We start from the raw sequence: 12731 nt of genomic DNA on the forward strand, positions 1-12731 counted from the left end.
CGGCTTCTTGTTCGCCTCACGGGCGATTTCAATGTCGGATTTGTAGCTCATTGGGCAGGGTCCCTGATTGAATGCCATGCAAAACCGACGCGATGCGTCGGTGCTGTTTAATCCATACCGTTGTGTACAATGCGGATGGCTATAGATTCCGACATATTTATGCCGCGAAACGGCGTTGGTGTATTCTGTCGTATCGAATTAGAAACTGAGGTGGCTTATGGTGCCCAGTCCGGTTGATCCGGCACAAACAATGTCACCTGGTCACCGAGCTTAAGCACGCCCGGTCTCTCGACCCAGGCGGTGACACCACGCCGGCCCTTCGCAGCTGGTTTGAACGCCGCGCCATAGCCAGGCAAATCCGCTTCAATCTCGCGCCCAGGAAGCACACAGGGGCGGTTCTCCATATCTACCGTCATGGTGACGCCGCTCGGGGCCTGCAGGCGTGAAGACGGCGGGATATGGGTGAAATCCGGGATGCCGCGAAGCACAATGCTGGCTCCCAGAAAAGACGGGTCCAGCCGGTCCAGACCCATCTCTTGTGCAGTCGCTTCGATCTCTTCGGCGGACAGCACTGACAATTGCCGGACATTGCGGATTTCCGTGCCCTCCGGGTAAAGGTTCTTGACCCGTATGCATGAATTTCGGTTCACGCCTTCATGCCGTGCGCCCTGCTCACCCGAAAACCCCAGATCAAGCGTTTCGACAGCATTGCCTCGAATGGTGGCGGCAGCAGGAACATGGCCCAGCCAGACCACCCTGCCCTTGTATTCAGTTTCGCGCAGGACGGGCATTTCCGTTCCTCTTCAATGCTAGTCAACGGGTCGGACTAAAAAGTAGTTCACTCTGATTGAACAGACAAAAAAGACCCGGGACAATGCCCGGGCCTGGTATTCTTATGCCGAAGGTTCCGGCTCCATCCCGCCATCGGGCGGGGATTTCTTGACCTTGGTCTTCGGAATGGCAGTCACGCTGGGCGCGCTGCCTTCGTCGGGCTTGTCGCCATCGTCATCACCTTCAGTAGGCGATTCACCGTTCATGACACGCTTGATCTCGTCCCCGGTCAGGGTCTCATACTCCAGAAGCCCCTGCGCCAGACGCTCCCATTCCTCGTTTTTCTCGGTCAGGATGCTGTGCGCGCGCTCATAACCCTGCTGGATCAAGCGCTTGACTTCTTCCTCGATCATTTCCTTGGTATTGGCCGAAACCGAGAAACCGGCGGTGTTGCCCGAATACCCCTCATGCGCCTCGGCATAGTCGATATTGCCGACCTTGTCTGACATACCCCAGCGCATCACCATGGCGCGCGCCAGTTGGCTGGCCTGCATGATGTCACCGGCGGGACCGTTCGAGACGTGATCCTCACCATACTTGATGACCTCGGCCGCCTTGCCCGCCATTGTCATGGCCAGCTTCTGCTCACACTCGTCCCGGTGATAATTCAGCTGATCCATCTCTGGCAGACTGACAACCATACCCAACGCACCACCGCGCGGAATGATTGTCGCCTTGTAGACCGGATCGCACAGCGGCAGGGTCATGCCAACAACGGCGTGGCCCGACTCGTGATAGGCAGTTTTTTCCTTCTGGTCTTGCGTCAACACCATCGAGCGGCGCTCGGCCCCCATCATCACCTTGTCTTTGGCGTTCTCAAAGTCTTCCATGGTGACAAACCGGCGACCCACACGGGCCGCCATCAAGGCGGCCTCGTTCACAAGGTTTGCCAGATCAGCACCCGAGAAACCCGGCGTACCTCGTGCAATGATGCGCAGATCGACATCCGGGCCCAGAGGTGTTTTGCGCGCGTGTACGCCCAGAATCTTTTCGCGACCTTTGATGTCGGGGTTGCCAACGGTCACGTTGCGATCGAAGCGGCCCGGACGCAGCAGCGCGGGGTCCAGAACGTCTTTACGGTTGGTCGCCGCCAAAATGATCACGCCTTCGTTGGCCTCGAACCCGTCCATCTCGACCAGCAACTGGTTGAGGGTCTGTTCGCGCTCGTCGTTGCCGCCGCCGTAACCGGCACCGCGATGACGGCCCACAGCGTCAATCTCGTCGATAAAGACGATACAGGGCGCGTTTTTCTTGGCCTGTTCGAACATGTCGCGCACACGGGATGCACCAACACCAACGAACATCTCGACAAAGTCGGAACCTGAAATGGTAAAGAACGGCACACCCGCCTCACCCGCGATGGCACGGGCCAGCAGCGTTTTACCGGTACCCGGAGGGCCAACCAACAGCGCGCCTTTCGGAATCTTGCCGCCCAGACGGCTGAATTTCTGCGGGTTACGCAGGAATTCCACGATCTCTTCCAGCTCTTCCTTGGCCTCATCGATGCCCGCGACGTCGTCAAAGGTCACACGGCCATGCTTTTCGGTAAGCATCTTGGCCTTGGACTTGCCAAAGCCCATGGCACCGCCTTTGCCACCACCCTGCATCCGGTTCATGAAATAGATCCAGACACCGATCAGCAACAGGAAGGGCAGCAGCGTGATCAGGAAGGACTGAAATCCGGATTGCTGCTGTTTCACGGCTTGAACGGGAATGTTTTCGTCGATCAGCAGCTTGGTGACTTCGGCGTCGGCGGGTTTGATGGTGACATAGGTCGCGCCGCTTTGCGTGGAATAGCGAATCTGTTCACCGTCCAGTGTCACGTTTTTGACTTCGCCGCTTTCAACTGCACTGACAAAATCGGAATAGGTTCTTTCATTGCTCTGAAGCGTTCCGCCCTGACCACTGAAGAAATTGAACAGTGCAAGGATCAGCAGAAACAGAACGACCCAGAAGGCGATGTTACGAGCGTTGCCCAAGGAATATCTCCCAAAAGATTTCGGCAGGTGGGGGTCTGCCGGTTTGTCCTATAAAATAGAGATGATTCAAGCAGGTTCAATGCGATAAAAGCGAAGAGTAAAACTCGGGCCTTTGTGGGGCAATTTTGGCCGTCCAACCATTGGAATAGTCAACCAGGGGAGCGGCAAGCAGGTTTTCCCCGTTCCAAACGGCAGGCGAGGCCAAAAGCGCCTTGCGGGGTTTGCCCAAAACCCGCCAGTCTGGCACCTGCGGCAAACCAGCCTCACCCAGCGCACGTACTTCGGCGTCCGGGGTCCGGGGACCAGACAGAATCCAGCGGTTGTCCCAGATTTCTTGCGGCGCTGCGATTTCCGTCGCTACTGCGTTTAGCTCCCTGCAAAACCACATTTTATCGCCTTGCGGGATTAACAGGCAGCCCGCCAGCGTCAAGGTCTGCCCATCCTGAATGGTCGTCACGGCCTGATCCACCGATGACGCGCGCGGCGGATAGCCCGGCCCCGCAATCCACGCGATGATTCCAACAACCAACCGCCTTTGGATTTCCGCCGGAAGCAGTTCAAAGCCGTTGCAGTCAACGCAAATGTCCCCGCCATACACCGCGGCGACTCGGCGTGCGGATTCCTGCGTATAGCGCGCCAGAGCTTCACGCGCTTGTGCTAGATTTTCGGCGACACGCGACAGCGATCGCACGGAAATCCCCAACGGTTCCAGCCCCGACAGTGCTTCACGCGCCCTGATCCGGTCGAATTTCAGGTCGTGATTCGACGGGTCCTCGATCCAACTTGCGCCAATCGCCGACAAATAATCCCGCAGAGTTTGCCGAGTGATTCCCAGCATCGGACGTAGCAGCGCCACACCGTCGTGTTCCCGCGCGTAGGACATGCCCGACAGGCCGGTTACCCCTGCCGCCCTGCCCAGCCGCATCAACACAGTCTCAGCCTGATCGTCCGCAGTGTGACCCAAAGCGATAGCCGGAATGTCATTGCGATTCGCCCAGTCAACCAACAACCGGTATCGCGCCTGACGGGCCTGATCCTGTAAGTTGCCAGTACCATCCCAACCCTGCCACAGCAGCGTTTCATGGGGGATACCCAGACCTGCCGCCTGCTCGGCCACGCGAACGGCCTCAGCCGCCGACTCGCGGCGCAATCCGTGATCCACGGTCGCCACGAACAGATCGACCTGCACTGCCTGCGCGATTTCATGCAACAAATGCATCAGCGCAACAGAATCCCCGCCGCCGGACGCGGCTATACCCAAACGCGGCGGCAGCTTGTCTGGCAGCCGCGTGCGGAGTATGGATCGAAGCGTATCGGCCTGGTCGGTCAAGAACAGCCCAGCGACGCCATTTCTTGTGTCGCGGCGGAAACTGTGGCCGAGGCCGGAAAGCGCACGCCAACTTCTAGTAGAGTAATACAAGCCTGTTCAGTCTGGCCCAGACGGCCCAGTGCAGCTCCCAACTCAAAGAGGGCCTCGGGGGCAAACGCGCCTTCGGAATCGCCGGTAAAGCTGGCCAGAAACGCTCGCGCGGCCTCACGCGTGTCGCCTAAGCCTTCCAACGCCTGCCCACGTTTCAAATGCGCTTCGGGGGCGAGCGGGCTGCCGGGATACGAAGTATCGAACTGCGCGAACTGGTCGGCGGCGGCCTGAAAATCCCCCTCTGACAGCGCCAGTGAGGCAGCTTCGAAGTCGGATTGTTCACCGATTGCCAGTTCCCCCTGCTCAATAACCGAAGGGGTCGCTGGCGATATGGGCGCCACAGGTCCGGCCGTAGCGCCTGTATCACCACCCAGGGTCGAGGTTTCACCAAGCGTGCTCAGATCACCACCTTCCAGTTCGACCAGGCGGAACTCTAAGTCGCCGATCCGATTGGTGCCGTCGGTCACGATGTTCTGTACCCGCTGATTTAGCTGCTCGGTCTGGCGCGTCAGGCGCTGAAGTTCAGCCTCGATCGCATCGACTCGTTCCAGAATAGAACTGCCGGACAGATTCGGAGCCGGAGAGCCAGTCGTCGAAAACTCACGCTTCAGGCGTTGAATTTCCACATGTAGCACCGTCAGTTCCTGCCGGATATCCGCCAGAGTCTGCTGATCCTGCGCTTGTGCCACACCGGCGGTCGCCATGACCGCGGCCAGAACCCATCCTGCAAATCTCATCATTTTACCCCAAGGTTGAACCGGTCAGCACCGTAACCGCGCGGCGGTTTTTGGAATAGCAATCCTCGGTGCTGCAAATCTCAATCGGGCGTTCCTTGCCATAGCTGACGGTCGTCAGGCGGTTGCCTGCCACCCCGCGCGAGATCAGGTATTCGCGGGCCGCATTCGCCCGGCGCGCGCCCAAAGCAAGGTTATACTCGCGCGTGCCCTGTTCATCCGCGTGACCTTCGATGGTGGCCACGAAATCCGGGTTGGCCAGCAGCCAATCGGCTTGCCCTTGCAGAACCGCTTGTGCCTGCGGTGTCAGAGTGGATTGATCCACTGAAAACAACACCCGGTCGCCGACCGTTTGCTGGAAATAAGCGGGCGAACGGGGATCGCTGGGTGAACCCGGCGCAATGGCACTATTCGCGCCACTTCCGAAACCGCCACCCAGTGCTGATGGATCGTTGTTGGTACAGGCGGCGATTACACTCAGCGCGCCCAAAGCCAGAACTTTGCCCAATACGTTCATTTCAAGTGCCTCGTTGTTTTATAGGTTTATTGCCGTCTCTGTATCACAGTGCAGGATTTTTGTGAACTTTTCCAACCGCCTGCCCTGATCAATTCTGCAATGGCCCCCAGGACGGATCGCTGCCACCGTCCGGAGTGCGTACCGGCCGCAAGTTTCGGCCCGAGATATCCACCGAATATAGCGTCGCCCGGCCGCTGGCACCCTGCGTTTCGCGGGTGAACATGATGACCCGCCCATTGGGCGACCATGTCGGCCCTTCATCAAGGAAGGACGACGTAAGCAGGCGTTCCTCGCTTCCATCCGTGCGCATGACACCGATATGGAAGCGGCCCTTGTTTTGCTTGGTGAACGCGATCAGATCGCCACGCGGCGACCAGACCGGGGTGCCATAGCGGCCCTGGCCAAAGCTGATCCGGGTCGCCTCACCTCCATTTGCGGGCATGATATACAGCTGCGGCGTACCCGAGCGGTCGCTTTCAAACACGATCTGCGAACCATCAGGCGAATAGCTGGGCGCGGTTTCAATCGCAGGCGTGTTGGTCAAACGTACGCTTTGACCCGAAGCCAGATCCATCTTCCACAGATCGGTATTGCCACCTTGAATCAGCGAATACACAATCGACCGTCCATCGGGTGAGAAGCGCGGCGAAAAGCTCATCGTGCCGCCCGGAGTGTTCAGTTCGGTTCGTCTGACGCGGTCGACATCTAGAACATAGATGCGCGGCTGGCCGGTTTCATAGCTGGTATAGAGCAACCGGTCGCCCGTGGGTGAAAACCGCGGGGCCAGAACAATGGCGGCGCTGTCGGTCAGATACTGCACATTGGCACCGTCGTAATCCATGATCGCCAGTCGTTTCAGACGCTGATCCTTGGGCCCGCTTTCCGAAACAAAGGCCACGCGGCTGTCGAAATAACCACCTTCGCCCGTAATCCGGCTGTAAACCTGATCGGACACTTTATGCGCCATGCGCCGCCAGCCCTCGGTGGTACCCGCAAACTGCAGGCCATTACCTAATTCCTGGCCCGAGAACACATCCCACACTCGGAACCGTACAGTCAGACGATTGCCCGAAACATTTACCGCGCCGGTCACGAGCGCATCGGCGTTGATGGCTTTCCAGTCTGCAAACTGGACCGGTGCGTCAAAACTGCTGACCCGGCTGATGAAAGCGTCTGATGAGATTTCACGAAACAGCCCGGTGCCTGTTAAGTCAGCAGCGACAACACGAGAGATGTCGTTGGCATATTGCGCCGCCGCTGCGCTGTCGGGCACAAAATTCGGTACCGCGAAGGGCAAGGGTTCGATGATACCCTGATCCAGTTCCAGACGCAGCGGTCCGTCCTGAGCGTTCACCGGCGCCGTCAAAATCGTCAGGCCAAGTAACAGGCTGGTCAGAAATCTCATCATTTGATCCGCATCCTCTCGGGATTGAATGTAATCTCAATATCTTTCCACTGCGCGTATTTGTCAGCAGGCAGGGTGTATCCTTTGGCGCCGCAGCGTAAAATTGCCCGCCGGGCAGCCTCATAGGCTTGTTTTGCAGACGCATCCGTTCCGCCAGAGCTGTCAATCATGCGTAGGGTGCCGCCAACAACCTTGCCGTCCGGGGTAAGCGAAAACCCCACCACCACGACTGTTTGCAGCGCATCCGTGGACAAAGACCCCACATTCCAACACTGCGACACGGCCAGGCGCATTGCATCTTTCTCACCGCTTGTCAGTGGAGGACCAGAGGGCTCGCTGCTCTCTTGCAAAGCCTCGGCCAAAGCATCTTCAACCGCGCTTTCGTCAACTTGTGTTGGTGGCGTCGACTCCTGCTCCTCGGCCACTTCTGTTTGTGCCGGAGGCGCGGGTCGGTTGGGCCGCTCCCTTGGGCGCGGAGACGTACGCGGTGCGTTCTCTTTGGTTTCCTCGGCCTCGGTCACGATCTCATCCGTAGCCTCGTCCGGGGCGGTCTGATCTTGTTGTTCCTGCTGCGTCTCGGCACCTTCATCCAGCGACACGGCAGGTGTTTCAACTTCGTTCGGCTCTGCCTCGGGTGGCGGTGGTGCGATGGGTTCCGGCGCGACCTTGTCGGCGGGACGTGGCTGTGCTTCGGGGCCCGGAGCTACAGGCAACACTTCAGTCACAGGTTCGGGCGGATCCAGCGTTGGTGCTTCGTCGACCACTTCGGGTTCGGGCGGGGCCTCGACCGGATCGGGCACAAGATCGGGCTCGGGCTCGGGCGGGGTTACAACCTCGGGTGGGGTCTGTTCTTCCTCAACCGGTGCGGGCGGGGTCACTTCTTCGGTTGGCACTTCGGGGGGTTGCAGGGCAACAGGCGTCGGCACTTCGGGCGCCGTGCGCTGTGCGGTCATTGCGTCGAACTGATCAACTGAAACCACCGACACCTCCTGCACTGCCATAGGCAGGGGTTCGGACCGGAACGTACCGCCGAGCAAGGCCCATCCAATCAAGGAAACGTGGGCAATAGCCGAGATCTTGGTGCCGGTATCCACCGCGCGGCCTCACTCTCCACCTTCGTCCAGGGCTGGCCCACCGCTATCGGTCACAAGGCCCACATTGGAAAACCCACCCGCATTCAGCGCGCCCATGATCTGCATGACCTGCGCATAGGGAATTGCCCCATCAGCCCGCAGAAACACACGGTCACTGCTGCGTTCTGACGCAATGGCGCGCAGTTTACCAATCAACTCTTCGCGCGCCACGTCGGTCGTCTGAATCTGCACCCGCCCATCGGCTGTCAGCGTCACGGTCAGGGGTTCTTCGTTATCGCCAGGCAAGGCGCTGGCAGCGGTCTTGGGCAAGTCTACAGGCACCCCCACGGTCAACAACGGGGCCGCGACCATGAAAATGATCAGCAACACCAGCATGACGTCGACAAAGGGCGTCACGTTGATTTCGGCCATCGGCTGCGCCCGACCGCGGCGTCGTCCGCGTCTGCGTCCGTTCCCACCCCCGTTTTGTTGAACCGCCGCGCCCATCGTCAGCTGTCCAATTGCCGCGACAGGATGGTGGCAAACTCGTCGGCAAAGGCTTCGTAGCCGCCGACGATGCGGTCACTATCCGCGCTGAGCTTGTTGTAGAAAATCACCGCCGGAATCGCCGCCAGCAGGCCCAGACCTGTGGCCAGCAACGCCTCGGCAATACCCGGTGCCACAACGGCAAGGTTGGTGTTCTGTTGCTCGGCAATCTCGATAAAGGCGTTCATGATGCCCCAGACGGTGCCGAACAGACCGATAAAAGGCGCGGTCGAACCAACTGTGGCCAGAATCGGCAGGCCCTTTTGCAGCGTCTCAGCCTCTTTCGCGATGGCAACGTCCATGGATCGGTCGATCCGCGCCGTGGCCCCCGCAATCAGCCCGCCATCGGTGCGATGAGAGCGCCGCCATTCGATCATACCAGAGGCAAATATCTTTTCCGAACTGCCATCCGGCTGCGTTCCGATCTGTTCGAACAATTCATCCAGAGGGTTCCCCGACCAGAAGCTTTCATCAAACACCTGCGCTTCGCGTCGGGCCGCGCGGTAGTTGATCAGCTTTTGAATGATAATGCCCCAAGACCAAACAGATGCGCCAATCAGCATCAGCATCACCAATTTGACGATAAAGGTCGCGCGGGCATACAGCCCCCACATGGAGAAATCGATCTCCTGCGCCAGCGCCAGCGTTTCAGCTTCCATGAACCTGCTCTTTGTTTTGCCTGTTGGCCGTTCGTTTGGCCTTGTTTTGCCAAACGCTAACCCAGATGGTCCTCAAAAGCCAACAGAACCACCCCGGCGCAGCAATTTATTACAGCAATGCGCGAATCTCTGCCGGAAGCCGCACTGGTTTGCCCTGCGCATTCATGCAAACGGCGGTGACGGTGGCACGGAAAATCTCGGTCTCGCCGCGTTTTACCAACTGCCCCATCGTAAGCCGAACGCCCGAACGTGAAATGAAATGAGTTTCAATGGTCAACTCATCGTCGAACCTCGCTGGCGCCAGATAATCAGCTTCAATCCGACGGATCACCCAGACAATCCCGTCGTCACGCATAGCATTTTGGTCGTTCCCCAACCCGCGCACATAGTCAGACCGAGCACGCTCGATGAATTTCAAGTAATTCGCGTGATAAACCACGCCGCCCATATCGGTGTCTTCATAATAGACCCGTACCGAATAAATGTGTTTTGGCTGTTCGGCGTTGGGGTCGGTCATACGTGCATTCAATCCTGTTTAAATCTTTTGGCAGGGGCAAGATATGCCTCACACAGATACAGGTCATCGTGCAATCCCCGCAGGACCACATAATTCTGACCACCTGACTGGGCCGCCATCGGGCTATTGATCAAATGCGCTCAACAGCAGGTTTCCTACTGCGGAGCTTGCAACCGTGCAAACAGCCGCAGCGCGTGCGATGCATCTTGCGCCGCGCCGGGCAAGACCGGATCATAGGCACCCCGGATCAATTCGGCGATGTCCGGGCGCAGAACGGTTGTTTCCCCGGCCATGGCCAAGGGAGATTTTTCCCGAAAAGCGGTGTCCGACCACAACAAGATAGTCTGCACCACCTGGCTGAGCGCCAAAGCTTCCGCCGGAACTTTCAACAACTCTTTATCCATCCTCAGAAAAACAAAGGCGGCGCGGATTGCCCCGTCTTCTTCAAACCGGAAAATCCGGTATTGGTTGGCATCCGCCGTGACCAGCCGATCCACCAAAGGCGCCAGATCGGGGATCAAACGACCCAGATCAGGTACCTCCAACAACTCCTGCCAGTCGCGGAAAAAGAATACCATGCAATTGGCACCCAGTTCCGGATCGGTTTCGGCCATCTTATGCCCGGCCAATGTCACCACGGCTTCGAATGCGCCTTTGACGGTGGACAGAGTCTCGTCCTCAACGCCGAAGACGATGGGCACAATTGGTCGCCCCCAGCGGGCAAACAGAAACTCACCACTTTCGCGCGTAAACAGCGCCTCGATCTGATCGGGTGTCACGCCCAGCCCCTTTCTGAGTCAAATACGGACGCCAGTGGCATAAAATCTAATAGCGAGTACTTCAACCGAACAGATCGCTCTGTCCTTTCGGCGCAGCCATGCCCAGATGCGTCCACGCCTTTTGCGCCAACATCCGGCCGCGCGGGGTGCGTTGGATCAGACCTTGTTGCAACAAGAAGGGCTCGATCACTTCTTCCAGCGAGTCCCGACTTTCCGACAGTGCCGCCGACAGAGTCTCAATCCCTACCGGACCGCCAGCGTAATTCTCGGCAATCAGCTTCAGATAGCGCCGGTCCGCGCCGTCTAGCCCTAGATGATCCACACCCAGTCGCGTCAAGGCCCCGTCGGCCAGTTCGCGCGTGATCCGACCGTCGCCTTCGACAATGGCGAAATCGACGACCCGCCGCAGCAGCCGCCCAGCAATCCGTGGTGTCCCGCGTGAGCGGCGCGCAATTTCGCGCGCACCATCGTCATCCGCAGGTGCCCCCAGCTTGCGTGCATTGCGGGTGACGATCTCATGCAATTCGTCAACCGTGTAGAACTGCAGTCGTGTTGGTATCCCAAACCGGTCGCGTAGGGGGGTGGTCAGCAGACCCATCCGCGTGGTTGCGCCGACCAGAGTAAACGGCTGCAACTCGATCCGAACAGTCCGGGCAGCGGGGCCTTCGCCGATCACCAGATCCAGTTCGAAATCCTCCATCGCCGGATACAGCACTTCTTCGACCGCCGGGTTCAGCCGGTGGATTTCGTCAATAAACAGCACGTCCCGCGATTCCAGATTTGTCAGGATCGCAGCCAGATCCCCCGCCTTGGCCAGCACCGGCCCCGAGGTCATGCGAAAGTTCACCCCAAGCTCACGCGCCATGATCTGCGCCAGCGTGGTTTTCCCTAGGCCGGGCGGACCATGAAACAGCGTGTGATCCATCGCCTCGCCTCGCTGACGGGCTGATTGGATAAAGATACGCAGGTTCGCGCGCGCCTCGGCCTGACCGATGAATTCGTCCAGACCCTGTGGACGCAGGGCGCGGTCATTGTCCTCGGGCATGGGCTCGGGCCGCAGGGTGGGGTCAGCGTCTACCATTCAATCACCCCTTCGGAGCAAGCAGTTTCAGCGCCGCGCGGATCAGATCAGCCTCGCCCGCATCAGGCAGGCTGACCGCCGCCTCGGCCACGGCGGATGCCGCGTCAGATGGCCCATATCCCAGATTGGACAACGCCGACAACGCCCCCGCCGAGGCCGCTGCCGACCCCGAAGACTGTTTCACCGCCCGCTTTGGCATGGGCACCGGTTCAGCCGGTTCGACAACCTCTAACTCGGGGCCGTCCATTGCTTCGGTTATGGTTCCACCCATAGCCATCACGCTCGGTGCTTTGTCCTTAAGGTCCAGCACAATCCGCTGCGCGGTCTTGGGACCAACCCCCTTAGCCGCCTTGACTGCGCCCCAGTCGCCCAGAGCAATCGCGCGGCTCACTCCATCCGGCCCCAGCGCCGACAGAATGGCCAGTGAGACCTTTGCCCCAACCCCCTGAACCGAACACAGCAGGCGATGCCATTCCTTCTCGACCAGCGACAAGAAACCGTAAAGCTGCATCAAATCTTCGCGCACGACCATGTCAGTGTAGATCGAGATCGCCTCGCCCACACCCGGAAGTGCCGCCATTGTCCGGTCCGAGCAATAGACGATGTAGCCAACACCACCCACATCGATCAGCACGTGATCTAACGCGCGATAATCCAACCGCCCTGTTAGTTTTCCAATCATGCCCGTACCTCTTTCATCCGCGCCTGTGGCGCAGCGCCGTAAAACGAGTGACAGATGGCAATCGCCAGCGCATCCGCCGCATCCGCCCCTTTGGGCTGACAGCCCGGCAATTGCAGTTTGACCATATGAAGGACTTGCTCTTTCTCGGCGTGACCTACACCCACAACCGTTTTCTTGACCCGGTTAGGTGCATACTCCCCCACCGGCAACCCGGCCTGCGCCAGTGTTAGCAGGGCCACCCCACGCGCTTGACCCAGTTTCAGTGTCCCGGCCCCGTCCTTGTTGACAAAGGTCTGTTCGATAGCGGCCTGATTGGGCTGATATTCGGCGATGACTTCGACGATTTGGTTGTGCAGTGACAACAACCGTTCCCCCAGATCGTCCCCGTCCGACTTGCACAAGCCGTTGGCAACATGGCTCAACCGGCTGCCATTCGATTCGATGACGCCCCATCCCAGGGTCCTAAGCCCCGGATCAATGCCCAGAATTCGCATGTCTTGCCTCGGCC

14 protein-coding genes are annotated in these 12731 nt (G+C 59.0%); all 14 read right to left on the bottom strand.

All coding sequences use genetic code 11. The features are described from left to right. Positions 1-215 precede the first annotated feature (215 nt). The 14 genes from RUE5091_RS17070 to ruvC all read right to left on the bottom strand — a co-directional run bounded on the left by RUE5091_RS17070 (position 216) and on the right by ruvC (position 12717). Positions 216-791 (bottom strand): MOSC domain-containing protein, encoded by a 576-nt coding sequence (locus RUE5091_RS17070; RefSeq protein ID WP_058283161.1) that lies wholly within the window; start codon positions 789-791, stop codon positions 216-218. 102 nt (positions 792-893) lie between these two features. Beyond that, on the bottom strand, positions 894-2810 hold the full coding sequence (ftsH, locus tag RUE5091_RS17075) for an ATP-dependent zinc metalloprotease FtsH (RefSeq protein ID WP_058283162.1): 1917 nt from the start codon (positions 2808-2810) through the stop codon (positions 894-896). A gap of 76 nt (positions 2811-2886) precedes the next feature. Then, positions 2887-4140, bottom strand: coding sequence for a tRNA lysidine(34) synthetase TilS (tilS, locus tag RUE5091_RS17080; RefSeq protein ID WP_082643699.1), 1254 nt, complete (start codon positions 4138-4140; stop codon positions 2887-2889). Next, the gene (ybgF, locus tag RUE5091_RS17085; RefSeq protein WP_058283277.1) at positions 4137-4967 is read right to left on the bottom strand and encodes a tol-pal system protein YbgF; all 831 of its coding nucleotides are present in this window, start codon (positions 4965-4967) and stop codon (positions 4137-4139) included. The genes tilS and ybgF overlap by 4 nt, the downstream gene beginning before the upstream one ends. Positions 4968-4971: 4 nt before the next feature. Continuing rightward, positions 4972-5481: a peptidoglycan-associated lipoprotein Pal gene (gene pal / locus RUE5091_RS17090; RefSeq protein WP_058283163.1), complete on the bottom strand. Its 510-nt coding sequence runs from the start codon at positions 5479-5481 to the stop codon at positions 4972-4974. A gap of 88 nt (positions 5482-5569) precedes the next feature. Further along, positions 5570-6889 (bottom strand): Tol-Pal system beta propeller repeat protein TolB, encoded by a 1320-nt coding sequence (gene tolB, locus RUE5091_RS17095; protein ID WP_058283164.1) that lies wholly within the window; start codon positions 6887-6889, stop codon positions 5570-5572. Continuing rightward, on the bottom strand, positions 6886-7980 hold the full coding sequence (gene tolA / locus RUE5091_RS17100; RefSeq protein ID WP_058283165.1) for a cell envelope integrity protein TolA: 1095 nt from the start codon (positions 7978-7980) through the stop codon (positions 6886-6888). The genes tolB and tolA overlap by 4 nt, the downstream gene beginning before the upstream one ends. A gap of 9 nt (positions 7981-7989) precedes the next feature. Then, positions 7990-8466, bottom strand: a complete 477-nt coding sequence (gene tolR / locus RUE5091_RS17105; protein WP_058283166.1) for a protein TolR — start codon at positions 8464-8466, stop codon at positions 7990-7992. A gap of 2 nt (positions 8467-8468) precedes the next feature. After that, positions 8469-9164: a protein TolQ gene (gene tolQ / locus RUE5091_RS17110; RefSeq protein WP_058283167.1), complete on the bottom strand. Its 696-nt coding sequence runs from the start codon at positions 9162-9164 to the stop codon at positions 8469-8471. A gap of 109 nt (positions 9165-9273) precedes the next feature. Continuing rightward, positions 9274-9681 carry a tol-pal system-associated acyl-CoA thioesterase gene (gene ybgC, locus RUE5091_RS17115; protein WP_058283168.1) on the bottom strand — a complete coding sequence of 136 codons (408 nt, stop codon included), beginning with the start codon at positions 9679-9681 and terminating at the stop codon, positions 9274-9276. A gap of 155 nt (positions 9682-9836) precedes the next feature. Beyond that, a complete protein-coding gene (locus tag RUE5091_RS17120) occupies positions 9837-10460 on the bottom strand; it encodes a hypothetical protein (RefSeq protein ID WP_058283169.1) in 624 nt (207 codons plus the stop codon). Positions 10461-10521: 61 nt separating this feature from the next. Continuing rightward, positions 10522-11541, bottom strand: coding sequence for a Holliday junction branch migration DNA helicase RuvB (ruvB, locus tag RUE5091_RS17125; RefSeq protein WP_058283170.1), 1020 nt, complete (start codon positions 11539-11541; stop codon positions 10522-10524). Positions 11542-11545: 4 nt separating this feature from the next. Next, positions 11546-12223 carry a Holliday junction branch migration protein RuvA gene (ruvA, locus tag RUE5091_RS17130; RefSeq protein WP_058283171.1) on the bottom strand — a complete coding sequence of 226 codons (678 nt, stop codon included), beginning with the start codon at positions 12221-12223 and terminating at the stop codon, positions 11546-11548. Beyond that, positions 12220-12717, bottom strand: coding sequence for a crossover junction endodeoxyribonuclease RuvC (gene ruvC, locus RUE5091_RS17135; protein WP_058283172.1), 498 nt, complete (start codon positions 12715-12717; stop codon positions 12220-12222). The genes ruvA and ruvC overlap by 4 nt, the downstream gene beginning before the upstream one ends. Positions 12718-12731 lie beyond the last annotated feature (14 nt).

Source organism: Ruegeria denitrificans (genome assembly GCF_001458295.1).
In the GTDB taxonomy this organism is placed as follows: Bacteria; Pseudomonadota; Alphaproteobacteria; order Rhodobacterales; family Rhodobacteraceae; genus Ruegeria; species Ruegeria denitrificans.

Bases quoted from the DNA above. Each gene is read 5' to 3' on its own strand.
- RUE5091_RS17070 (WP_058283161.1), bottom strand. From the start codon at position 791: ATGCCCGTCCTGCGCGAAACTGAATACAAGGGCAGGGTGGTCTGGCTG.
- ybgF (WP_058283277.1), bottom strand. From the start codon at position 4,967: ATGAGATTTGCAGGATGGGTTCTGGCCGCGGTCATGGCGACCGCCGGT.
- pal (WP_058283163.1), bottom strand. From the start codon at position 5,481: ATGAACGTATTGGGCAAAGTTCTGGCTTTGGGCGCGCTGAGTGTAATC.
- tolB (WP_058283164.1), bottom strand. From the start codon at position 6,889: ATGATGAGATTTCTGACCAGCCTGTTACTTGGCCTGACGATTTTGACG.
- tolR (WP_058283166.1), bottom strand. From the start codon at position 8,466: ATGGGCGCGGCGGTTCAACAAAACGGGGGTGGGAACGGACGCAGACGC.
- tolQ (WP_058283167.1), bottom strand. From the start codon at position 9,164: ATGGAAGCTGAAACGCTGGCGCTGGCGCAGGAGATCGATTTCTCCATG.
- ybgC (WP_058283168.1), bottom strand. From the start codon at position 9,681: ATGACCGACCCCAACGCCGAACAGCCAAAACACATTTATTCGGTACGG.
- ruvB (WP_058283170.1), bottom strand. From the start codon at position 11,541: ATGGTAGACGCTGACCCCACCCTGCGGCCCGAGCCCATGCCCGAGGAC.
- ruvA (WP_058283171.1), bottom strand. From the start codon at position 12,223: ATGATTGGAAAACTAACAGGGCGGTTGGATTATCGCGCGTTAGATCAC.
- ruvC (WP_058283172.1), bottom strand. From the start codon at position 12,717: ATGCGAATTCTGGGCATTGATCCGGGGCTTAGGACCCTGGGATGGGGC.